This is a genomic window from Pyxidicoccus sp. M15, assembly GCF_056858435.1.
In genome coordinates this window covers 2,875,329-2,896,474 of the sequence record NZ_CM166495.1, presented here as the reverse complement: position 1 = coordinate 2,896,474, position 21,146 = coordinate 2,875,329, and the positions used below count along the sequence as shown (strand labels likewise).

Annotated in this window: 17 protein-coding genes; 8 read left to right on the top strand and 9 right to left on the bottom strand. The window is 69.3% G+C overall.

Going from position 1 to position 21,146, the window contains the following annotated elements; all coding sequences use genetic code 11:
- Nucleotides 1-134: 134 nt before the first annotated feature.
- On the bottom strand, nucleotides 135-1,127 hold the full coding sequence (locus ACX9TP_RS11760) for a DUF642 domain-containing protein (protein WP_482979799.1): 993 nt from the start codon (nucleotides 1,125-1,127) through the stop codon (nucleotides 135-137).
- Nucleotides 1,128-1,496: 369 nt separating this feature from the next.
- Here ACX9TP_RS11760 and ACX9TP_RS11755 point away from each other — a divergent pair, with 369 nt between their 5' ends.
- Complete coding sequence (locus ACX9TP_RS11755) at nucleotides 1,497-2,333, top strand: hypothetical protein (RefSeq protein ID WP_482979798.1); 837 nt, start codon at nucleotides 1,497-1,499, stop codon at nucleotides 2,331-2,333.
- 148 nt (nucleotides 2,334-2,481) lie between these two features.
- Here ACX9TP_RS11755 and ACX9TP_RS11750 read toward each other — a convergent pair whose 3' ends face one another.
- Entirely contained in the window at nucleotides 2,482-2,850 is a 369-nt protein-coding gene (locus ACX9TP_RS11750; protein ID WP_482979797.1) for a hypothetical protein, read from the bottom strand.
- A gap of 185 nt (nucleotides 2,851-3,035) precedes the next feature.
- Here ACX9TP_RS11750 and ACX9TP_RS11745 point away from each other — a divergent pair, with 185 nt between their 5' ends.
- The 4 genes from ACX9TP_RS11745 (at nucleotide 3,036) to ACX9TP_RS11730 (ending at nucleotide 9,746) form a co-directional block, all read left to right on the top strand.
- Nucleotides 3,036-4,292 carry a hypothetical protein gene (locus ACX9TP_RS11745; RefSeq protein ID WP_482979796.1) on the top strand — a complete coding sequence of 419 codons (1,257 nt, stop codon included), beginning with the start codon at nucleotides 3,036-3,038 and terminating at the stop codon, nucleotides 4,290-4,292.
- Nucleotides 4,293-4,524: 232 nt separating this feature from the next.
- Nucleotides 4,525-7,491 (top strand): CHAT domain-containing protein, encoded by a 2,967-nt coding sequence (locus ACX9TP_RS11740; RefSeq protein WP_482979795.1) that lies wholly within the window; start codon nucleotides 4,525-4,527, stop codon nucleotides 7,489-7,491.
- Nucleotides 7,492-7,643: 152 nt separating this feature from the next.
- The gene (locus tag ACX9TP_RS11735; protein WP_482979794.1) at nucleotides 7,644-9,239 is read left to right on the top strand and encodes a S8 family serine peptidase; all 1,596 of its coding nucleotides are present in this window, start codon (nucleotides 7,644-7,646) and stop codon (nucleotides 9,237-9,239) included.
- A 219-nt stretch (nucleotides 9,240-9,458) separates the two neighbouring features.
- The gene (locus tag ACX9TP_RS11730; RefSeq protein WP_482979793.1) at nucleotides 9,459-9,746 is read left to right on the top strand and encodes a hypothetical protein; all 288 of its coding nucleotides are present in this window, start codon (nucleotides 9,459-9,461) and stop codon (nucleotides 9,744-9,746) included.
- A gap of 56 nt (nucleotides 9,747-9,802) precedes the next feature.
- Here ACX9TP_RS11730 and ACX9TP_RS11725 read toward each other — a convergent pair whose 3' ends face one another.
- The 6 genes from ACX9TP_RS11725 to ACX9TP_RS11700 all read right to left on the bottom strand — a co-directional run bounded on the left by ACX9TP_RS11725 (nucleotide 9,803) and on the right by ACX9TP_RS11700 (nucleotide 13,844).
- On the bottom strand, nucleotides 9,803-10,078 hold the full coding sequence (locus ACX9TP_RS11725) for a hypothetical protein (protein ID WP_482979792.1): 276 nt from the start codon (nucleotides 10,076-10,078) through the stop codon (nucleotides 9,803-9,805).
- A 121-nt stretch (nucleotides 10,079-10,199) separates the two neighbouring features.
- Nucleotides 10,200-10,574, bottom strand: coding sequence for an aldo/keto reductase (locus ACX9TP_RS11720; protein WP_482979791.1), 375 nt, complete (start codon nucleotides 10,572-10,574; stop codon nucleotides 10,200-10,202).
- A 115-nt stretch (nucleotides 10,575-10,689) separates the two neighbouring features.
- Complete coding sequence (locus tag ACX9TP_RS11715) at nucleotides 10,690-10,920, bottom strand: hypothetical protein (protein WP_482979790.1); 231 nt, start codon at nucleotides 10,918-10,920, stop codon at nucleotides 10,690-10,692.
- A gap of 204 nt (nucleotides 10,921-11,124) precedes the next feature.
- On the bottom strand, nucleotides 11,125-11,517 hold the full coding sequence (locus ACX9TP_RS11710; RefSeq protein ID WP_482979789.1) for a hypothetical protein: 393 nt from the start codon (nucleotides 11,515-11,517) through the stop codon (nucleotides 11,125-11,127).
- A 45-nt stretch (nucleotides 11,518-11,562) separates the two neighbouring features.
- On the bottom strand, nucleotides 11,563-12,831 hold the full coding sequence (locus ACX9TP_RS11705; RefSeq protein ID WP_482979788.1) for a M48 family metalloprotease: 1,269 nt from the start codon (nucleotides 12,829-12,831) through the stop codon (nucleotides 11,563-11,565).
- 11 nt (nucleotides 12,832-12,842) lie between these two features.
- Nucleotides 12,843-13,844 (bottom strand): hypothetical protein, encoded by a 1,002-nt coding sequence (locus tag ACX9TP_RS11700; RefSeq protein ID WP_482979787.1) that lies wholly within the window; start codon nucleotides 13,842-13,844, stop codon nucleotides 12,843-12,845.
- 65 nt (nucleotides 13,845-13,909) lie between these two features.
- Between ACX9TP_RS11700 and ACX9TP_RS11695 the strand changes: the two genes are divergently transcribed.
- Nucleotides 13,910-14,911 carry a GlxA family transcriptional regulator gene (locus ACX9TP_RS11695; protein ID WP_482979786.1) on the top strand — a complete coding sequence of 334 codons (1,002 nt, stop codon included), beginning with the start codon at nucleotides 13,910-13,912 and terminating at the stop codon, nucleotides 14,909-14,911.
- On the opposite strand, the gene ACX9TP_RS11690 is transcribed toward ACX9TP_RS11695, so the two are convergent.
- Nucleotides 14,845-15,480, bottom strand: coding sequence for an HD domain-containing protein (locus ACX9TP_RS11690; protein WP_482979785.1), 636 nt, complete (start codon nucleotides 15,478-15,480; stop codon nucleotides 14,845-14,847). The two genes, ACX9TP_RS11695 and ACX9TP_RS11690, sit on opposite strands and share 67 nt — an antisense overlap.
- A 439-nt stretch (nucleotides 15,481-15,919) precedes the next feature.
- On the opposite strand from ACX9TP_RS11690, the gene ACX9TP_RS11685 reads away from it, so the two are divergent.
- Both ACX9TP_RS11685 and ACX9TP_RS11680 read left to right on the top strand, forming a co-directional pair.
- Complete coding sequence (locus ACX9TP_RS11685) at nucleotides 15,920-19,339, top strand: peptidoglycan-binding protein (protein WP_482979784.1); 3,420 nt, start codon at nucleotides 15,920-15,922, stop codon at nucleotides 19,337-19,339.
- A 416-nt stretch (nucleotides 19,340-19,755) separates the two neighbouring features.
- Entirely contained in the window at nucleotides 19,756-20,595 is an 840-nt protein-coding gene (locus ACX9TP_RS11680) for a hypothetical protein (protein WP_482979783.1), read from the top strand.
- The last annotated feature ends 551 nt before the right edge of the window (nucleotides 20,596-21,146 follow it).

Below are 21,146 nucleotides of genomic sequence, written 5' to 3'. Positions count from 1 at the left end.
GTCACCCCGACGCCCACGAGCTCCCTGCCGTCCGCACGGTCTGCCTGCGGCTCCGCTGGAGGCAGTGCCGGCTCGCTGAGAAAGCCCCCGACCTGCGGCGCGTTCGAAGTGCCGCGGGCTTCCTCCCTCCGCTCTCATGCGCCGGGCAGCAAGAAGATCTGCAAGCGCCCGAAGTTGTCGGCGAGAGGTTTGTCGTTGATGCGAACCTGCAGCGTGTTGCCGTCCCCCATCAGCTCATAGGTGTACTTGTGCTCCGTCGCGCTGAAGGAGTCCGGGGTGGCCGGGTGCTTCCAGGTCTTCCCCCCGTCCAGGCTGACCTGGATGATGATATTTCTCACGGGTGCAGGCTGCGGGCTCTTCTCCAGGGTATGGTCCTTGGACCATGCGAAGATGAACTCGGGGTCGGCGCCGACGTTCCGGGTCATTCCCTTGGGGCTCGGAAACATGGGCGCAGCTTCCGGCTGGAGTGACTTCGAGCCAGCGTCGATGTTGTTTCCCCACACAGTAAACGTGCCCTGCATCGTGACGCGATAGGTCTTGCCCTTTTCGAGCACCGTCTGGCTGGAGACAGGGGCTGCGCTCTGGGCGTCGAGCCACAGCTCCTCGGCCGGGATGACCTTGACGTCATCGATGAGCCCGCCCAGCGCGTCCGCGACGCTGAGGTCCGCGAAGCGCAGCTCGGTGGAGGTGCCGGTGGCGGTCACGCGGTAGGTGAAGCGCTGCCAGTTCGTGTTGCTGGAGCCCACGCCGCTCGCGTCCAGCACGGCGACCTGCTGGCCGTTCCAGTAGACGCCGATGCGGTTGTCGGCCACGGTGGGCCGGGGCGAAAAGGAGACGCTGAGCTCATAGACGCCGCCGGCGCGGGTGGTCAGAGCCTGCGCTATCGAGGAGGGAGCGGTCGAGTCGAGCTCCACCATCTGGGTGCCAACCCGCGCGCTCCAGCCCACGCTGTTCGACTGGACCTCGATCCCGGGACCCGAGACGGTCCGCCACTGAGGGAGGGTGGGGAGGATGCCAAAGGCGGCCCCGACCTGGGGCTCCTCAAAGCTGCCATTGACGACGATGGACGGCTGGGCGTGGGCGGCGGTGGTGGTGAGCAGCAGCGCGGTGAGAAGAGCAATCCTCATGTGTTCCTCACAGATTCGGGGAGCGCTCGCGAGCGATAGCGTCACGAGCGCCCCGCGGCCATGAGCAAGATGGGGGCCAGTGGGAAGCGTGCTCGCTTCCGGCCGCGCCGCGAACCCGTGGGGCGCTGGAAGTCGAACGCCCAGAGCGCTGACACGTCAGCCCGCTTCGCGGACACGTCAGCGAAGCGTGTCCATGGCCTCGAGCCCCGTCTCCGTCACCCTGCCTCTCCTCTGACACATGGCTCCAAGGGTCTGGCCTGCCGCTTGCTGTAAGACAACCGCAGAGCACGCCGACGAGACAGTCCTCGCAGGCGCGAGTCCCAGGTTCAAACCCTTTCAGATACCAGCCCTTGATGTGAGGAATTGATTATGATGCTCGCTTCCATTGCTACCGTCCTGCTGGCCAATGCGCTCGGCCAGGCCCCCACCAGCACCATGGCCGCTCCGGCGCCCTTCCCCTATTGTGGTATGGAGCTCCAGCTCAAGTCGTGGAAGGGGGACTACCTGAACCGTTCCGACGCGGCCATTCCCATCACCGCGACGGCCACCGGCGCTGCCGGCAACACGTGGACCGCCGAGTGCACCACGGACGGCAAGGTGAAGCTGAAGTCGACGAAGGGGGACTACCTGAACCGTACCAACCTGGCCCAGGGCGCCACCGTCGCCACGGCGGCCACTGGCACCGGCACCGTGTGGGCGCATGCATTCACGACCGCCGGCAAGCTCGTGCTGCGGTCGTCGAAGGGGGACAGCCTGCACCGGCCGGACAGCCCCCCGGCCGTCACCAGCTGGAGCACCGGCATTGGCAATGAGTGGACCGTCGAACTCGCCGCGTGCGGCAAGAAGGTGGTGCTGCGGTCGTCGAAGATGGACGGCCTGCACCGGCCGGACAGTGCCCCGGCCGTCACCACCTGGGGCACCGGCATCGGCAATGAGTGGACCCTGGAGTGCGCCGCGGACGGCAAGTACCTGTTCAAGTCGTGGAAGGGGGACTACCTGAACCGTACCGACGCGGCCCAGGCCATCACCGCGGCGGCCACCGGCGCCACCGGCAACGCGTGGACTCCTGAGTTCGCCAGCGGCAAGGTGAAGCTCAAGTCGGTGAAGGGGGACTACCTGAACCGTACCGACGCGGCCCAGGGCGTCAACGCGGCGGCCACCGGCACCGGCACCGTGTGGAGCCTGGAAAGGTTGCCGACCCCGTAAGTCCCACGGGCTGCTCCAGAATCGCCCGCCCGCCGGGGCCCGTGCAGCAACCTCGTGAGCTGGGACTCGCTGCGAAAGCGGCGGGTCCATCATGGGCTCCGGGCAGCCGGGGTGACACGCATCCCCGGCGCCCGGATGGCCAGGCCTGCTAGCAGGTCTGCAGGCACGACGCGGTGGGCGGAACCGAGCTGCTGCTACCACAGACCCGCTTCTGCGTCGGGAGGCAGTCCTTGCTGTAGTAGTAGGTGCTGGAGCCCGAGACCGCCTTGTACTGGTTGCAATCCGAATAGACCCACACGTACGGAGCCGGAATGGCGCAGTTGGGGTCCGTGGTGCCGCTGCCCGTGTACTTGCGACAGGTGCTGATGGGGCTGCCCAAGGGGCAGATGTTCTGCTCCGCGGCCCCGAGGTCCTCCGAGGCGGCGGCGGACGGCTCCTCCTGCACGTCCACGCCACAGGCGGAGGCGCAGGTCACCAGCACACCCAGGAACAGCGGACGCAAGACCTTCTTCGACATGGTTCGACTCCTCGGGTTGTCAGCGCCGCCACCCTACGCGCGCCAGCGATTAACGAGGATTAAGCCGAATTAAATATCGCCACCCGACGGCACCCGCGGCGCCGCTTCGTGCGACATTCCTGTTCACAGACACGCTGTCTCACTTCGCGCACGAACCCGCTTCCGCCGCATGGAGGTCCGCCGCCATGACCATCTCGAAGCTGCCATTCTTCCAGCCTGCTCCAACTCCCGCCGCGCCCAAGGCCGTCCAGGCGCCCCCGGCGCCTCAGCCTCCTCCCCCGCCGCCCGCGCCACCGGCCGCGAAGCGCACGGACAGCTATTCGGACGCTGCGCGGTCCAGGGGCGTGGACATGGGAGGCGCGCGCCAGCACGTCGCGCGCTCCGACACCTCGGTGGGCTCGGACAAGGGCGTGCCCGCGTCCCGGCTGCTCCTCTCGGGGCAGCATGCGTTCAAGCTCGGCGGCGGAGCGGGAGGTGTCTACCAGGCGGACGGCTCAACCCCGGTTGCTCCGACGAAGACGCCCTCGGTGGACCCGCGCACCGCGCCGCTCGAGCTGAACGAGCTCTTCCTCGACCCCGCCCGGGCCGACGAGGTCCTCGGACAGATGCGCGCCGACCCGGAGCTGCGCCCGTACGTGGAGCTCGCCGAGAGGGCCCTCGCCAATCCGGTCTATCGGGAGTGGGCGGGCCGCGCCGAGCCGCCGCGCATCGTCCTCACGACGAGCGAGGGCAATGGGGGTCAGCCGGTGATGGTGCTCGTCCCGCCGGACTACGACCCGAGCGTCGCCCGCCCCGTGCACACCCACTACCACGGGATTGGTTCTCCCGTGGGAGCCGAGCCGGACACCGCGGAGACCACGAGGACGATTGACTCCATCTGGGCCTCGACGGACCCGGACCCCATCTTCGTCCTCCCGGAGACCGTCTCCCTCGAGAGGGACGCCGCGAGCCACGGTGGCTGGCGGCTGAACGGTGGCATCAACGTGAATCAGACCGTCGAGGACGCCCTGAGCGCGGCGGCCGGCGATGGCGAGGCACCCCTCATCAGTGAGCGGGTCGTGTCGGCCCACTCGAGAGGAGGCGCGGCCCTGGCCCTCTCCGTCCTGGCGGACCCCGCCTCGCTGACGGCGGACCGCCTGCTGCTGCTGGACTCCACCCTGGAGGCCAACACGGCTCCCGAGGAGGGCGGTCTGGACGTCGTGGACGTCGACCGGGTGCTGGCCGACTGGCTGGCGGTGCAGCCGCAGGACGCGCGGCCCGACGTCGTCGTCTTCACGCAGAGCTACACGGCCCCGTTCATCGGCGAGGTCATGGCGGGAGCGGAGGGCTATGAGACCCACGTGAGCAGCACGCACGAGGAGGCCAACTTCAACGGCATGGGGGTTGGCTACCCGGACAACGAGCCCGCGGAGGGAACGGCGACCCCGACGCCTGGAGGGTGATGAGGGCACTGCCGCTTTTCCCTGCATCGTTTTCCACTTCGTTGGCTCATCCCGTTCAAGGAGACCTGCTCGCCCCGCGAAGTGAGCGCGGACGCGCCAGGGCCTGCTCGGAGCGTCGAAACGTATGATCTGCTGCCTCGACCGTTTGAATCTCCTCGCCCTGATGGGGCTGCCGCGTACGTGGCCGCGGCGAAGATAGAGCGGCGCCCCAGGACATGAGCCCGGTGGGGATATGAAGCGCATGCTCGGGTGGATGACGGCCGTCATGCTCTGCTGCTCGGCAGGCTCCGCGACAGCGGGGACGTCAGCAGATGCGAGGCTGCTGGAGGCACAGGCAGCCCTCGACGAGGCGAAGAAGCTCAGGAGCGCGGGTCGTCATCCAGGGGCCCTTGCACGCGCCCGGCATGGGCTCGCGCTGAGAGAGGCCGTGCTCGGCGGCGACCACCCAGACGTCGCCACCTCGCTCCTCGTCATTGCCAGCATCCAAGCCGAACAAGGGCTGTACGGACAGATCGAGCCGCTGCTTCAACGCGCGCTCGCCATCCGGGAAGCGGCCCTCGGCAGGGAGCACCCCGACTTCGCCACCTCGCTCCACGCGCTCGCCAGCCTCTACCTGGAACAGAGCCTGTACCATCAGGCGGAGCCGCTCTTCCAACGAGCGCTCGCCATCCGGGAGGCGGCCCTCGGCAAGGACCACCCCCTCGTTGGCCAGTCGCTCAACGCTCTCGGCAGCGTCTACAGAGAGCAGCACCTTTTCAGCCAGGCGGAGCCACTCTTCCAGCGCGCGCTCACCATCTGGGAGGCGGCTTTTGTCAAGAACGACATCCGCATCAGCGCCCCGCTCCACAATCTCGCCACCATCTACGAAGCCCAGGGGAGGTACGACCAGGCCGAGCGACTCATCCAGCGCGCCCTCGCCATCAATGAGGCTTCCCCTCAAAAGCCCTCTTTCGGAGCGAGCATGAGCCTCCTTCAACTCGCCGGCCTCTTCACGGCCCAGGAGAGGTACGGCCAGGCCGAGCCACTTCTCCAGCGCGCGCTCGCCGTCCAGGAGGCGGCCTTTGGCAAGGACAACCCCGACGTTGCCTATCCGCTCAACGCGCTCGCCACCCTCTATGTGGCCCAGGGGCTGTACGGCCAGGCCGAGCCACTTCTCCAGCGCGCGCTCGCCCTCCGGGAGGCGGCCTTTGGCAGGAACAATTCCGACGTTGCCACCTCGCTCAACGCCCTGGCCAGCCTCTACACGGACCAGGGGCGGTACGGTCAGGCCGAGCCCCTCTACCAGCGCGCGCTGGCCATCCGGGAGGCGGCCCTCGGCGACCACCACCCCGATGTCGCCCGCACGCTCAACAGCCTCGCGCGGCTCCACCTGGCCCAGCGCCGCCTCGCCGACGCCCTGCCCCTCTACACCCGTGCCTTCGCCATCTCCGAGCAGCACCTTCGCCAGGAAACGCTCGACTTCTCCGAGTCGCGCCTGGCCAGCTACCTCCAGTACCTGCGCGAGGACGAGCAGGTGCTCTACGCACTGTCGCGTGCCCATTCCGGGGACGCCGGCGTGCGGCGCCTGGCCATGGCCACGGCGCTCCTGCGCAAGGGCCGCTCCATCGAGGAGACAGCCGACATCTCCCGCACCCTCTACCGGAGCCTGGGGGCCGAGGCGCGCGACGCCTTCGAAGCGCTGCGCGGACTGCGCACCCGACAGGCCACCCTCTCGCTGGCGGGCCCCGGCGCGCTCTCTCCGGCGGACTACCAGCAGCGCATCGAGGCGCTCGCGGACGAAGGCGATGCCCTCGAAGCCGGCCTCGCGCAGCGCTCCGCGCCCCTGCGCGCGCTGACCCGACTTCCAGGCCCCGCTGAAATCGTCGGCCGCGTCGCCGCCGCCCTGCCCCGGGACGGCGCCCTCGTCGAGTTCATCAACTACGTGGACAGTCCTCTCGTCCCCAGGCCCGGCACGCCACACACGAACAGGCCTCGCCAGCTGCGCTACCTGGCACTGGTGCTCTTCCCGGATGCCTCCACCGGAGTCGTGGACCTCGGCCCGGCGGCTTCCATCGACCTGGAGGCCTCGCGCCTGCGAGATGCGCTGGGCACCCGGGACGCGGACTTCCTCGCTCCCGCCCAGGCGCTCCATCAACTGGCGTTCCAGCCCCTGCTGCCGCTGCTGGGCAATACCCGCCGCCTCTTCCTCGCTCCTGACGGACAGCTGGCCCTGGTGCCCTTCGCCGCCCTTCACGATGGCCACCAGTTCCTCGTGGACGCCTTCGACTTCACCTACGTGGCTTCCGGCAAGAGCCTGCTGCCGCGCCCCCAGGAGAGCGCCCCTCCGGACTCGGTCGTCGTCCTCGCCGACCCAGACTTCAGCACGGGCCTCCCTGCGCCCCCGCTCTCCCAGGAAGACGCTTCCGTGCTGGCCACACGCTCCGCGTCCGAGGCGCACCGCGTCTCCATGCGGAGCGCGGACCCGGCGTTTCGGGCATGGGCTCCAGCCCCCCTGCCCGGCACCCGCAAGGAGGCCGAGAGCATCAAACGCCTGCTGCCCCAGGCCGAGCTCTTCCTGGGCGCAGCGGCCACCAAGCAGCGGCTGCTGCACCTGCCGCCCCCGGGCATCCTCCACCTGGCCACCCATGGCTTCTTCCTGGAGGACGCGCCTGCGCAACCTGCCTCTCGCGCCGTCGTCCACTTCGGGGAGCTGGGCGAGGACACGCAGGCGCCGAGCCCTCTGGACCCACTCCTGCGCTCCGGCCTCATGCTGGCAGGGGCGCGCGCCCCGCTGGCCTCCAGCGCCAGCCCCACGTCCGATGGCACGCTGGTGACGGCGCTGGAGCTGGCGGGCCTCGACCTGTGGGGCACCCAGCTGGTGGTGCTGTCCGCCTGCGACACCGGGCGCGGCGACGTGAAGCCAGGCCAGGGCGTGTATGGGCTGTACCGCGCCTTCCTCGTCGCGGGTGCGGAGACGGTGGTGATGAGTCTCTGGAAGGTGAACGACGCGCAGACCGGAGCCCTCATGGAGGCCTATTACCGGAACCTGCTCGCGGGTCAGGGCCGGGCCACCGCGCTGCGCGAGGCCATGCGCGAGCTGCGGCGTGCCCAACCCCACCCCCACTACTGGGCCCCCTTCATCGCCATGGGCAGCGATGCCCCCCTGCGCGCGCTGAGGCCCCTGCCCCGTGCCCGGCCGCGCCTCGCCGCCGGAGGCTGAGCAGGTCATTCCCACTGCAACTCTCCACCCTCAACATCCGGATTTCCACGTCAGACTGGTTTTATATGAAACTCCGGTGGCGCGACTTCATGGGGACCGGGTGTCCCCGTGGGCCGCGTCACGTCCCTCTTCATTGGAACCGGAGCCAGTCCATGTCGAAGACCTCTTCTCCCTCCCTCCGCCCGCTGCGGGGCGCACTCGCGGCCATGGCCGTGGTGGCCCTGGCGCCCGCCGCCGAAGCGGCCCCGAAGGACCTGGCGCCGCGCGCCGCCGTGGCGAAGCACACCGGACGCGAGCTGGCCGCGGGCACGCCCGTGGAGCGCCTGGTGGTGAAGTTCCACGAGGGCAGCCGGGTGCGCCTGCGCGACGGCGCCCTGGTGGCCCTCATCTCCGAGCGCTCCCTCTCCGAGCGCAGCCTGTTCTTCGGCCGCGGCATGTCCGAGGCGCGGCTCACCGAGGACCTGCGCTCGGTGGAGGCGCTGCTGGACCGCGCGCCTCGGACTCGCGGCCTCCAGCGGCTGCTCCAGGAGGACGAGGCCACGCTGGACTCGCGCAAGGCCTCCGGTGAGGCGCTGAGCGGCGAGCAGCTGGCGGACCTCAACCTGTACTTCCAGGTCCCGCTGCTGCCGGGCACCACCTCCGAGCGCGTGGCCGACGTGGTGGCCGCCCTCAACGCGCTGGGTACCGTGGAGGTGGCCTACGCCGAGCCGCCCGTCGAGGACGCCTCGGTGAACGCGGGCCTCGGCGCGGCGGTGCAGAGCCTGCTGGCCGCGGCCGACCTCCCGCCCACCACGCCGCTGTACACGACGAACCAGGGCTACCTCAACGCGGCCCCGGGCGGCATCGACGCGAGGTACGGCTGGACGGTGACGGGCGGCACCGGCACGGGCGTGAAGATCGTGGACGTGGAGACCGGCTGGAACCGCTCGCACGAGGACATGCCCACCCTCTTCTACGTGGGCAACCCGGGAGACGTACGCGACCACGGCACCGCGGTGCTCGGGGAGCTGGTGGCGGCGAACAACGCCTACGGCAACACGGGCATCGTCTACGCGGCGCAGATGGGCGTCGAGTCGCACATGACGCAGGGCCTGACGAGCGCCCTCTCCAAGGCCGTCACCGCGGCGGGCCGGGGCGGCATCGTCCTCGTCGAGGTCCACCGCCAGGGCCCCGCTGACGGCACGGCGTGCACGTGCAACACCAGCCAGTGCAACTACATCGCCGTGGAGTACTGGCAGGCCGACTACGACGTCATCCGCAACGCCACCGCCAACGGCGTCATCGTCGTGGAGGCGGCCGGCAACGGCAGCGCCAACCTCGACGCCGCCGCCTATGGCGGCCTGTTCAACCGCACCACGCGCGACTCGGGCGCCATCATCGTCGGCGCGAGCACGTACTCCACGCGCGCTCCCATGTGCTGGACCAACTACGGCAGCCGCGTGGACGTCCATGGCTGGGGCGAGCGCGTGGCGTCCATGGGCTACGGCGACCTGTTCGGCTCCGCCTACGGCGTGAACCAGTACTACACGGCCACCTTCAGCGGCACCTCCAGCGCCTCGCCCATCGTCACGGGTGCGGCCGCCAGCGCGCAGGGCGTGGCCATCGCCAACGGCCGGCTCCTGACGTCCGTGCAGATGCGCGGCCTGCTGCGCAACAACGGCACCGCGCAGGCCTCCGACACCCGGCAGATCGGCCCCCTGCCCGACCTGCGCAAGGCGCTGCCCAAGGTCATCTCCGGGAACTACTGACAGCGTCAGCGGGATGAAGTGATTCGACGGAGCGCGTGGGCCTCGACGCGGGCCCACGCGCTTCGCCAGCTCCCGGGGCGGGTCCGCGGCTCGTCAGGCGCCTCTGACTGTGGCTGTCAATACAGCCGCCGTGGACGGCCAAGCCACGGCCCCGCCTGCCCGTCGGTGCGTCCGTCCCCTCCCGGGATGCCGCTCGCTCCATGGCTTTGGCATTGGGGCTTGAACAACGTGTTCGACGACTCTCGCGTGCAGGTGGCCGCCTTCGACGAGCTCACCGTCAATGAGGTCTCCGGCTTCGCGCCCTTCGCCCCTACCACGCAAGCGGACCTCGCCCGCATCAGTGGGCTGCGCTTCAACAACGTCCTATTCCTGGGAGAAGCGCGAGGGAGGCTGCTGCTGGGTGTCCGCCATGAGCCGGGAACGCTCGCGCGACGCCAAGGCCCGCGCCGACGCTGGCGTCATCGGCGAGGCGCCGGACCTGCTGACACGTCACTGGCGTGCCACTGACGTGTCAGCCAGCACAGCAACCCTGGCGACAGGGCACCAGGGTTCGACGTACGGAACTACTCCGCTGCTTCGTCCCCGCCCTTGCCCTTTCCCTTGCCCTTTCCCTTTCCCTTCCCCTTGCCTTTGCCCTTGCCCGCCTCGTCTCCCTTCCCCTTTCCACTGGAGTCTCCCTTCTCCGCTCCCGTGCTCCGCGCCGCGTCCTCGGCCTTCATCATCTGGGAGCCGGCGCTGACCTCCGCGGGAGCGGGCTTGGACTCGGCGGCAGCGGGGCTGGCCTGACCCGCGAAGGCAGGGGTGACAGCAAGGGTCAGCGCCACGACGAACATCTTCATCACGAACCTCCAGGTTCAGGGGCCGCGGCGCGAGAGGCGACCGCCGGCCACGATGCCCCTGGAGCAGTCTTCATGCCAACAGTCGCGGGGGCCGGCGGGATGGCTGGCCCGCCCTCGTGGCTCACCTGGCCGCGCCACCGTCGACCGGCCGCTCGCTGTCGAGATGCCGCATCTGTTCCGCGCCGTAGCGCTCTCCGGAGACGCTCACGAGCTTTTCGAGCGCGGAGACGTCGTCCTCCGACAGCGGTCGCGCCAGGGCGCCGAGCGCGTCCTCGAGCTGGGCCACGGTCTTCGCGCCGACCACGGGCACGAAGCCGGGCTGGCGCGCGAGCACCCAGGCGATGGCGAGCTGCCCTGGCGTCATCTGGCGCTCCCGCGCGAAGCGCTGGAGGGCGCTCACGGCGTCCTCGTTCTTCTGGAGGTTCTCCCCCGTGAAGCGCGGCAGGTGCGCGCGGAAGTCACCGGGCCCCTGCGGCCTGCTGCCTGGCTGGGCCACTTGCGTCGGCGTGTCCCACACCGGGGCTGCACCGCCTCTCCTCTGGCCCGCCGCTGCCCGCGCGTCACCCTCCAACGGCCCTTCTTCGCCATCCCCCCCACCCTCAACACGGCTCCTATCCGTCCCATACTTCCTGGAGCGTATGGGCCAGCTCCCGCCAGGTGGTCAGCGTGGCCGGGTCCGAGCCGGGCACGAGCGCGCGGCTGCGCAGCGTGAGGACGCGGTAGCGCGTCTTCAGCACGTCGATGAGCTTGCGGTAGCTGCCCGGAGGGAAGCCATTGGCGTGGGTCAGGTGCAGGTCGGGGCCGGTACCGCCCCAGTCGTCCAGTGGCAGGGCTTCGCGCATCCCCCTTCCGAATCCTCCAGGGGCCCCGGGTGTCTCCACCCTCTCCAGCAAGGCCGCCGCGGCCACAACGCAGCCAAACGCAGGCCGAGGTGTGTGCGCCCGCCATCGCCTTCACCAACGAGAGGGCTCTTGAGTTGCGGCTCCGCGTTTCCAGCACGGAGTGATGCGTGGCGCTCCGCATGTCGACCCGGAAGCCCGAGCCGGCTACTGACAGATCAACTGGCCAAGCACATCGGGCGCCCTCATCGTGACCCTGCTGGCATCGTAGATCATCATTTCGTTGCCCATCCCTCCCGTTGCATCCAGGACGGAGATCATCCACTGGCCCTGAGGGCTGTCGAGCAGTCCTTGAAAGGGTGCGAGCTGGGTGTAGCCCCCGTACAGCATGCGCGCCGTCCCTGCCGGTGTCCGCAAGACACCGGTGAAACCCACCTTCCCGTTACCGTAGGGGTCAATCTGAACGAAGGTGCGCTGCCCCTTCACCTCCGCCTGATAGCCCATGAACGAGCCCTGACAATGGAGGGGCTGGGTCTGCTGGGCCCGAGCCGGGAGTGCGATGAGTCCGGCGAGCAATGCCATCCACGAGTACCGCGTCATGTCTCCTCCTTGCCGCGCTCCTCGCGGCATGCCGTCGAGCTCGCCTCAGGGGTTCGTCACACGCCGCCCGATCCAGGTGCCAGCCCCCGCGCTGTGGTCCTCGTAGCCCCAGGTTCCGGAGAACGCGTCCGCGCCCTCACTCCGCAGGGCCCCCTGGCCGTGGTTGCTGGCCCACCGCCACTCGAAGTCCAGGCGGTCGTCCTCGACCACGCCCTCCAGGCGACCCACGCCGAGGCCAAAGGTGTAGGTGCCGTGGACGCGCTGGCCGCTGCGCTCCAGATGCAGTTCCACCGGGAGGGGGATGCCCGCCGTGAACTGGACGAGCTCACCACGATAGACTCCGTTGAAGGCGACACCGCCGCCAGCGTGCGTGGCTTCCGAGGTACGTGGAGGCAGGGCTCCGGGGCGGCGGGGCGCCAGGGCCTTGAGGTCGCCTGCCTTGCCCGTAGCAACGAACCCCATGCGGATGTCGGGGTCGTCCAGCATCACTCCGAGTCCCCGGAACAGCTGCTGCACCTCGGGATCGTCCACCGCGTCCGCGAGGGACTGGACGCGCGCACCGTCCAGGGGGTGGGTGTCATTTCCGCTCGGCGGATAAGCCGCCCAGTGCGCGCTGGCCATGAAGAAGATCACCATGCCAATCGGCTCCATGCTGGTGTTCGGCATGGCGTCCAGGGCGAACCGATCCGCCTGCTGCTCATTGCGGCGCGACTGCTCGAAACTGTGAGGGGAATGCCCATGCGCGATGTGACCCAGCTCATGGAACAAGATGAAGGTCCGGGCCGTCACGGAGTGGCTCAATGCCAGCTCATCCACCACGGGGTCATCCCGCGCATCGGGCGGGATGCCCAAGGCCTCCAGGGGCGGCGGGAACCCGCCCGCAGGCGGTTCGCCGTGACGGAGGATGGCGGTGTACTCGGATATCGTCTCCACGCCGTACCCATTGACCTGCAACCAAGCATAGGCGGTGCACAGCTCGTCCAGGAACTTCAGGGACAGCATGGGGATCACGATGCTGCGCCGACCTGAGGGGACATAGAAGGACAGGGGGTGGCCCGGGGTGGCCTCCTTCCCCCGGAGGGGGAATTCCAGCGTTGGCTTCTCTCCCCCGAGCAGGCGGAGCTGCTCACTCGTCAGCGAGGGCCAGACCGCCATGTCGAAGATCTTCTGGGTGGTGCGCTGGAGGGGCTCGCGTGACTGCTCCAGGACTGCGGGCTCGTACAGCCCCGACAGGTCGATGGCCTCCCCCGACAGATCGGCGGCACTCGCCACCTGGAGTCCCAACAAGGCAGCGAGGACCAGGAGGGCAGGCATGGCGAGGGGTTTCATCGCGAGCCCACCGCCTGGGGGTGGTGGAATATCGTGAGCGCCCCCTTCATCCGTGGGGGAGGCTCCTTCCGCTCACCGTCCAGGACCCAGCGTTCGAAGTCCTCGAAGTTGCCGAACCCTTCCTCCTCCGTTCCCCAGACGGGCTCTATCAGGGCCAGCTTCGCGCGGGCGAGTGCACGCTCGATCTTGAAGCGCTCATGCTCGGAGACGTCTTCACGAAGGAGTCGTGGGATGGTGTTCAGCTCGGCGATGTCCGGGCGGAGTGCGCGGCGGGCATCTTGGCGGGCGCTGGGATCCTCGACGAGGGGACTGTTGGCATAGGACGACGGCATGACGGCGGACGGAGTTCCCGAGAACTCCATGGGACGGAGCAATGAGAGCCCGACGGTGATGACACCGAACAGGGCGAAGAACACGCCTGGCCCCACCCGCGTCAAGACAATGGAGATTCCCCAGGGCAGCTTCGTCTCGCCAGAGCTGGTCCGGCTCTCTGGAACGCGGAGGAAGAGGTAGTATCCCAGGTAGATGGCCATGCCGCCGATGAGCACGGCCGTAATCCTTTCGATGAAGCGCAAGACAATGGGTTCCATGGGAAGACTGTCCTTGCTGGAGACGGGCTGATAACGGAGTTCGTCCCTCAAATAGAGGCGATGGCGTTCGTCATGTGACGGCCCGCAAGAGCGCGCAGGATGCGGGCCCGGCGCGACGCTGGCCTTCCTGACGCCCCGCTGTTGGAGACGGCGGGAATCGAAGCCGTGCAGGCGGATTTGTTCCCGATGCTGACCACACGCCGCCCGCCCGGCGTTCCCTCTGGTCTGCTCGAGCCACGCCGCCAGGGTCCGATTGAAGCAGAGCACGAGCAGCGGACACCGAAGCACCTTGGCGAGCTGAAGGCAGCGGAATCCCAGAAACATCGTCTTGCCCGAGCCCGCGACGCCGTGAATCACCCGGTGCCCCTCGCCCAGGCTGCGCGCCAGTTGCTCCTGCTGCCGGTCCATGAGGTGGGAGGCAAGACATCTTCCCGCTGCGCCCCGGCGAGCACGGGGGCTAGAATCACCTCCGTTTGGCCCCGCGCATCGCCATCCTCATCCACCCCGGCATCATCGCCCTCGATGCTGTCGGCCCCGCCGATGTCTTCGCCGCGGCTGCCGGGCTCACCCGGGGCGGCTACGAGCTCGTGCTCGTGGGCACCGTGCCGGGTCCCATCCCGACGATGTCGGGCACCGCGCTCCACGCCTCACGACTCCTGACGGAGGAGGAGGGGCCCGTCGATACCCTGCTCGTCGCGGGCAGCCCCGGAGTGCCTTCGATTGCCGGCGACAGGGTCGTGCTCGACTGGGTCCGCCGCATGGCGCCGCGCTGTCGGCGCGTGGGCTCCGTCTGCACGGGGGCCTTCGTGCTCGGCGCGGCCGGCCTGCTCGACGGCAAGCGGGCCACGACGCACTGGCGCTTCACCCGCATGCTCGCCCGCGCGCATCCGCGAGTCACCGTCGAACCCGACAGCATCTACGTCAAGGACGGTGCGACGTACACCTCGGCCGGAGTCACCGCAGGCATCGACCTGGCCCTGGCGATGGTCGAAGAGGACTTCGGGCGCACGGTCTCGCTCCGAATTGCCCGCGAGTTCGTCGTCTACTGCAAGCGTCCCGGCGGGCAGACGCAGTTCAGCCGTCAGCTGGAAGCCCAGTTCGCCGACCTGCCGGCCATCCACACGCTCCAGCAGTGGGTGTTGGACCACCTGCGTGAGGACCACGCGGTGGAGCGGCTCGCCCGGCGGGTGCACATGAGCCCGCGAAACTTCACTCGGGTGTTCCGGCGCGAGACGGGCGTGACGCCAGCGGAGTTCGTCGAGGACGCCCGCGTCGAAGCCGCGCGGCTGTTGCTCGAGGACACGGCGCTGCCCATCCAGACGGTGGCCGCCCGGGTGGGCTTCGGAAGCACGAATGCCCTGCGCCGTGCCTTCCTCCGGGTGCGAGGCCTCGGCCCCGCCGAATACCGTCACTCGCTGAACGGCGCCGCTTCCAGCAGGTCGCAGAAGTTCTCGGTGCGGAAGCCGGGGATGTGACGGCAGCCCACCTCCGTCAGGAAGTTGCCCAGGGCCGTGTGGGGCTTCTTGTGCAGCACCCCGCACAGCTCCCGGGTGAGCCCCTTCTTGAAGTCCAGCCGGGGGAACGCCGCGACGACCGCGTCGAGCCGCTCACGTCCGAGGTGCTCGGCGCCCATCCCGATGACGTCGACGCTGATGCCGAAGTGCGCCAGCGCCACCTCGGGCTCCTTGTGTCCGGCGATGCCGGCCGATGTATGCAGGGCAATGGCATCCCAGACCCGGGAAACCTGCTCCCGGGGGACCTGGCGCTTCACGAGGAAGTCGCGCGCCGCATTGGCGCCGTCGACCTCGAAGCGCTCTGCGCCCGCGTACCGTTCGGTGAGGCCGAGGTCGTGCATCACCGCTGCCAGGTAGAGCAGCTCGGAATCATACGTGAGCCCACGCACCCGCCCGAGCAGCTCGGCGAAGACGTAGGAGCGGAGCGCGTGGTGGTAGACGACCGGCTTCGAGACGTCACGGACCCACTCGTTCGCCTCGCGAGCGAGCTTGCTGTCGGGGAGACGGATACCGGCGACTTCCTGGCTCATGGCGGCTTTCCCTTTCGTGAAGAGGACGTCCGACATCCTGTCGCCAGCCCGAACCCCGGACCGGACGAACGGGCGTCAATTCCGGCCATGCTGAACCCGATACCGACACCAGGAGCGGTGCTCAAAGCCAGCATGGGCTTCGGGCAGAAGCTCCAGAAGTGGACCGGTGCGACGAGAGCCTGAAGTCATCCGCGCACATGGCGGTGGCGTTGCTGGTGGGCTGCGCGCTGGACCCGGCGGGCGATTCGCAGTCTGAGAATTCACGAAGGACTGGGCAGCCCCCGAGAGAACGCGCGAAAAACACATCCATACCGAAGTTGTTTCCGGGCGAGCGCGTATAGCAGGTGCACACCTGTTGACGGCGCTGCTGGGACACCGCGCTCGAGTCACGCCCGACAATGGGAGTGCCTAGAGCTGCTGTCACAGGAGCCCACACCCCATGCGCGTCGACGGTCCTTCACCTTCCATTCAGAGCCACTCCACCCAGGACGCGGGCAGCGTCCAGCGCAGCGAGACCCCGGAGCCCAACATCGTCCGCGAGGAGGAGGGGGCCCAGGCCACGGGGCATGACTCCGCCTCCTCCTTCGAAGCGGAGTCGTCGTCCTCGGCCCCCGAGCTGCGGCCGCCGCCCCCGCCGCCTCCTCCCGAGCCGCCTCCCGAGGAGCCACGGCCCGTTCCGGGGAAGGACCTGAAGCGCGGCGACACGGGCGAGGAGGTGGAGGCGCTCCAGGAGTCGCTGGTGGAGCTGGGCTACCTCACGCAGGAGCAGGTGGCCACGGGCCCCGGCACGTTCGGTCCCCAGACGGAGGCCGCGCTGGTGAAGTTCCAGCGGGACAGCGGCGTGGCCGCCAACGGCCAGTACGCGGCCAGCACCCGCGAGGCCCTGTCCCAGGCCCTCACCCGCTCGTCGCAGGCGGGCGGGAAGCCGGGCCCGGCCATGACGGCGGAGCAGGCGTTCATCACCCAGTTCACCTCCGAGTACAACCCGTACGGTCCTCGCGGCAGCACCAACTGCGGCCCCGCCAGCCTCGCCATGTCCCTGGCGTACACCGGGCACATGCCGCCGGGGCTGACGAAGGAGCAGCAGGTGGACCATGCCCGCGCGCTGATGAGCCCGCGCCGCGAGTCGGAGTTCACCTATGTGAAGGCGGAGGATGGCTCGCGCGTGCCGCTGCTGAACCGCGACCGCGAGCTGACCGGCGGCACCATGGTGGCCGACGGCATCAAGAGCGCGGGCCTCGAGTCACGCTATGGCCAGGGCTGGGAGGCGCTGGACAAGCAGCTCGCCGCGGGCAACCCCGTCATCGCCAATGGCTACACCAACGCGGCCTGGCGCTCGCATTTCCCCGAGCGCATGGGCAGCGGCGACGTCGGCCACCTCAACGCCATCCTCGGCAAGACGGCGGACGGCAAGTACCTGGTGGCGGACCCGCTGCACACCGGCGGCCCGGTGGCGATGACGCGCCAGCAGCTCAGCACCTTCTTCTCGCCCACCGGGGGCCAGCCCTCCTTCAATGCCCTGCAGGGTGCGTCGCGTGGAAGCGGCGCCGCCGCGGCGGGCGCGGCCGCGGGTGCGGCAGCCGGCGCCGGGCTTGCTCCGATGAAGGACACGGACGTACTGGCGCGGCTGAAGCAGGCCGCCAGCAAGCTTCCCGTGCCCGAGCTGGGCACCACCACCGCCAGCGCCAGCGCCGGGGCGAAGGCGCCCGCCACCACGCAGGCCGCGAGCGCGACTCCCGCCGAGCGGGCCGCGCAGGACGCCAAGGCGCTGGAGAAGACGCTCCAGCGCAGTCTGCAGGACGGCGCGAAGCAGTTCGAGCAGCTCGTCGCCGGCAACCCGGACCCGGCCTATCAGGAGGCGCTCGTCGCCGCCGCGCAGCCGTCGCTGGAGAAGATGGGCGAGTACTTCCACGGCGTGTCGCCGGAGTCGAACCGCAAGCTCCATCCGCCAAAGGGCCAGAAGCCGGTCGACGTCAACAACCCCAAGGCGCTCGACGAGCTGTCGAAGCAGGAGAACGCGCTCAAGTACGAGACGTACTACAGCCTGGCGCGCGCGACGGAGGCACTGAAGGACCCCGCCGCCAGCAAGGTGGGCGAGTTCTTCACCGAGAAGATGCCGCGCGGCTTCACCCAGGGCATCAACGGAACGGTGCTGCTCGGCGCGGTGAAGAAGTGCATCGAGGCCGGCGTGGGCTCGCGGCTCGCGTTCGCCATGGAGAGCGCCAAGACGGTGGACTACGCGTCCCATCGCGGCATCCCCTCGCCGAACGCCCAGGACCTCAAGGCCCTGCATGAGACGACGTGGAAGGCCATCGACACGATTCGCAGCGACTTCACCGCCGCCGCGGAGAAGGCAGAGCGGCACCAGCGGCGGCTCACCGAGCTGCTCAGCGGCCCCGCCGCGGTGCTCACGCCCGAGCAGCAGCAGGCCGCCGTCAAGAGCTTCATGACGCCCGAGCGGAAGAAGGACCTGGCGGAGTTCGAGCGGCTCAGCAAGCTGCTCGCCCCGGCCGCGCCGGATGGGGTTCCGCCCGACGAGACGGACCCGCGCGTGAAGGAGCTCGCCCTCGCGCTGCCGCGACTGGCCGAGACGCAGTCGGGCGCCGAGTACCTCGCCGCACAGCTCGAGGCCAGCGGAGAGGGCAAGTCCGCCTTCATCACCGTGGTGGGCGGGTTCAAGGACCTCAAGGACCTTAATGAGAAGCTCGCCGTCGGGCTCGCCCGGGCCGCGGGCATGGGCGCCATCATCGCGGCCAACAACCGGAACCTGGAGCTGGCCGGGAAGATCTACGAGGGTCTGGCGAAGCACGCCGAGCTGTTCGGGATGACCCCGGACGACATGCGCTCGTACACCTCGGTGCTGCAGACGCTGAAGCCCAACATGCCGTACGAGCAGTACAAGACGCGCGCGGAGTCGCTGCGCACGCTGCTGAAGAAGGACCAGTCCGGCGGGCTGCTGGGCGACCCGGAGACAGGCACGGGGCAGGCACTCCGTGGCCTGGGCGTCGCCGTCTCGGCCGCCGCCTTCTTCAATGACGCGGGCGAATGGCCCCAGGCGGACATGGCCGCGCGGCTGAAGATTGTCGGCGACGGCCTCAGCGCGGGCGCGGACGGCTCGAGCCTCCTCATGGACGCGGTCGTCAAGGGCGCCTCGAGCGGCAAGTTCCTGGGGAGGCTGTCCGCCGTGGGAGCCATCATCGGCGCGGTGGGCGACGCCATCCAGGGCTTCCAGGCCCTCGAGGACAAGCGCTTCGCCAAGGCCGGAAGCTCCTTCGCCCAGGCAGCCGGCGGCACCATCCTGGCGTTGTCGGCCTTCACGGGCGTGATTCCCGGTGGCCAGGTCGTGGGCGCCCTGCTCTTCGTGGGCGGCATTGGCCTGAAGTACCTGGACGAGGCGCTCGAGCGCGGCAACCGGGTGGACCTGCTCGCCAACAGCGGCATGGACCGCCAGCTCGCCGAGAGCCTCGTCCACTCCGGGCCCGAGTTCCTCGCCGAGAAGCTGGGCAAGGGCCTGGGCATGTCGCCCCAGGACATCCAGAAGTTCATCGGCGAGCACCGGGAGCTCGCGGGCCACAAGGGCTACATCGACACGCTGGCCCAGGCCGCCTCCGAGTTCGGGATGACGGGGCCCAACTTCCAGGAGTTCGTCGAGCGGCTGTCGCGGGCCAACAACAACGGCTCAGAGGACATGTACGCGCTGGGCGACCGCCTCAACGGGCTGTTCTTCGGCCAGCTCCCGTCGATGGACAACGACGGCAGCTTCCCCACCCAGTCGCAGCGCTTCCGCAAGTGGGTGGAGACCAGCTACCCGGACCTCGCCGCGTGGGTGGACGAGCGGCACCGGAAGGCAGCGGCCTGACGCGGGGCCGGTGGCGGGAGCGAGTTCCTTCCCGCCACCCGGCTGCGGCACACCGTCCCGGCGCGCTGCATCAGGCCGCGCTGCCCCGGTTCTACCTCCAGTCGGACCAGCCACTCGCCTTCGCATCAGAAGCCCACTCGCTACTGGCGCATCCGGCGCAAGAGAAAGCGCGCGGGCTCGCGAGGAGAGGGACCTTGTTGAGGGCAGGGGCTCGAGCCTGCTCGTCGTCCTCCACCTTCATCCCGCGTCTGGCCATTCCCAGCAGCGTGCCCATGGACCGGGCCGCGAGCGCGCCGCAAGGGTCCGCCGGGCCCCTTCAATGTTCACCGATGGGAGGAAGCCTCGATTCTTCACGGCCGGGTCCGCGTGGGTTCATTAGCGTGGCCCGCATGGCATCTGTCACGAGGAGCGCCGCCATGGCTTTGACCGAAGTCTTCCAAGACCTTTCCATCGGCCGGGTGCGCGGCGCCCTGCTGCTGGGCTGTCTGCTGGCGCCGCCGGCGGCGCGGGCCGACGACAGCGTCCTGGAGGCACTCTTCGTCGAGGTGGAGGCGGGGCCGCTGAAGGTATTCCGCAACGAGCTGGGCTTCGGCGCCGGGGGCACGCGCTACTCGGCGGAGGACATCAACCAGGACGAGCCGCTCTTCAACACGAAGCGCGCCGCCGTCGAGGCGCGGCTGGGAGAGCGCCATGGCGTGGTGCTTCTCTACGCGCCGCTGCCCGTCACCACGCGGGCGACGTTGACGAAGGACATCCTCTTCAAGGACACGCTCTTCCCCGCGGGCACGGCGGTGGAGCACACGTATGCCTTCAGCGGCTACCGGGCCAGCTACGTGTACCGACTCATCAACCGCGAGCACCTCCAGTGGGACGTGGGCGTCAGCCTGCAGATTCGCACGGCGCTGGTGGAGCTGCGCTCCCAGGACGGCCGGCTCTACGCGCGGGATGCGGACATCGGCCCGGTGCCGGCGCTGAAGACGCGCCTGACCTGGTGGCCCTCACGACGGCTGTGGGCCGCCCTGGAGGTGGATGGGCTCGTCAACCCCACGGGCCCGAGCGGCGGAGCGCTCTACGACGCGGCCCTCACGCTGGGCGTGCCGGTGGACGACGATGCAGCCGTGTCCCCCTACCTCCGCCTGCGCTTCTACGGCGGCGGCGTGGACAACACGGACTCGGATGCACCCATCTACAACTTCGCCAACCTCGGCTTCGCCCTCCTGGGCGTCCGGGCGGACGTCGTGGAGCTGCTGGACTGAGGGAGAAGCGAGCGTCGCCCAAGGAGTGCCGCGAGAAAGGCGTCGGAACGCAGCTTCTTCGCTCCGCCCCAGGGCCGCGAAATGCAAATCTGCTCCAGGAGCACGCCCGCGAAAAGTGGGCACGCTCCCGGGGCGAGTCGGCGCCGTTCCGGCTCGAGGTCTCTTCCGGTGACGGGCTCGAGCGCTGCTCGAGCTTCCGCGGCACCGCGAAGCTGTCACTGCGTGGCTGGGCCGCTTGCGTCGGCGTGTGCCCACAGGTGCCGCACCGCCTCTCCTCTGGCCCGCCGCAGCCCGCGCGTCACCCTCCAGCGGCCCTTCCTGGCACCTCTTCACCCTCCCCTTCCCTCCACAGGGCTCCCATCCATCCCATACTTTTTCGCATGTCATTGATGCCCCGTGGAAACCACTTAGCCTGACGCCGTGACAAACAGAGACACGCCTCGGCCGAAATCTCCAATGTGCATTGAAATCCTGGATTGGACGTCAATTCTTCCAATCCAAGCCAGCCCAACAGAACGACACCGACACTCAGTATTCACTATGAGTGCGTC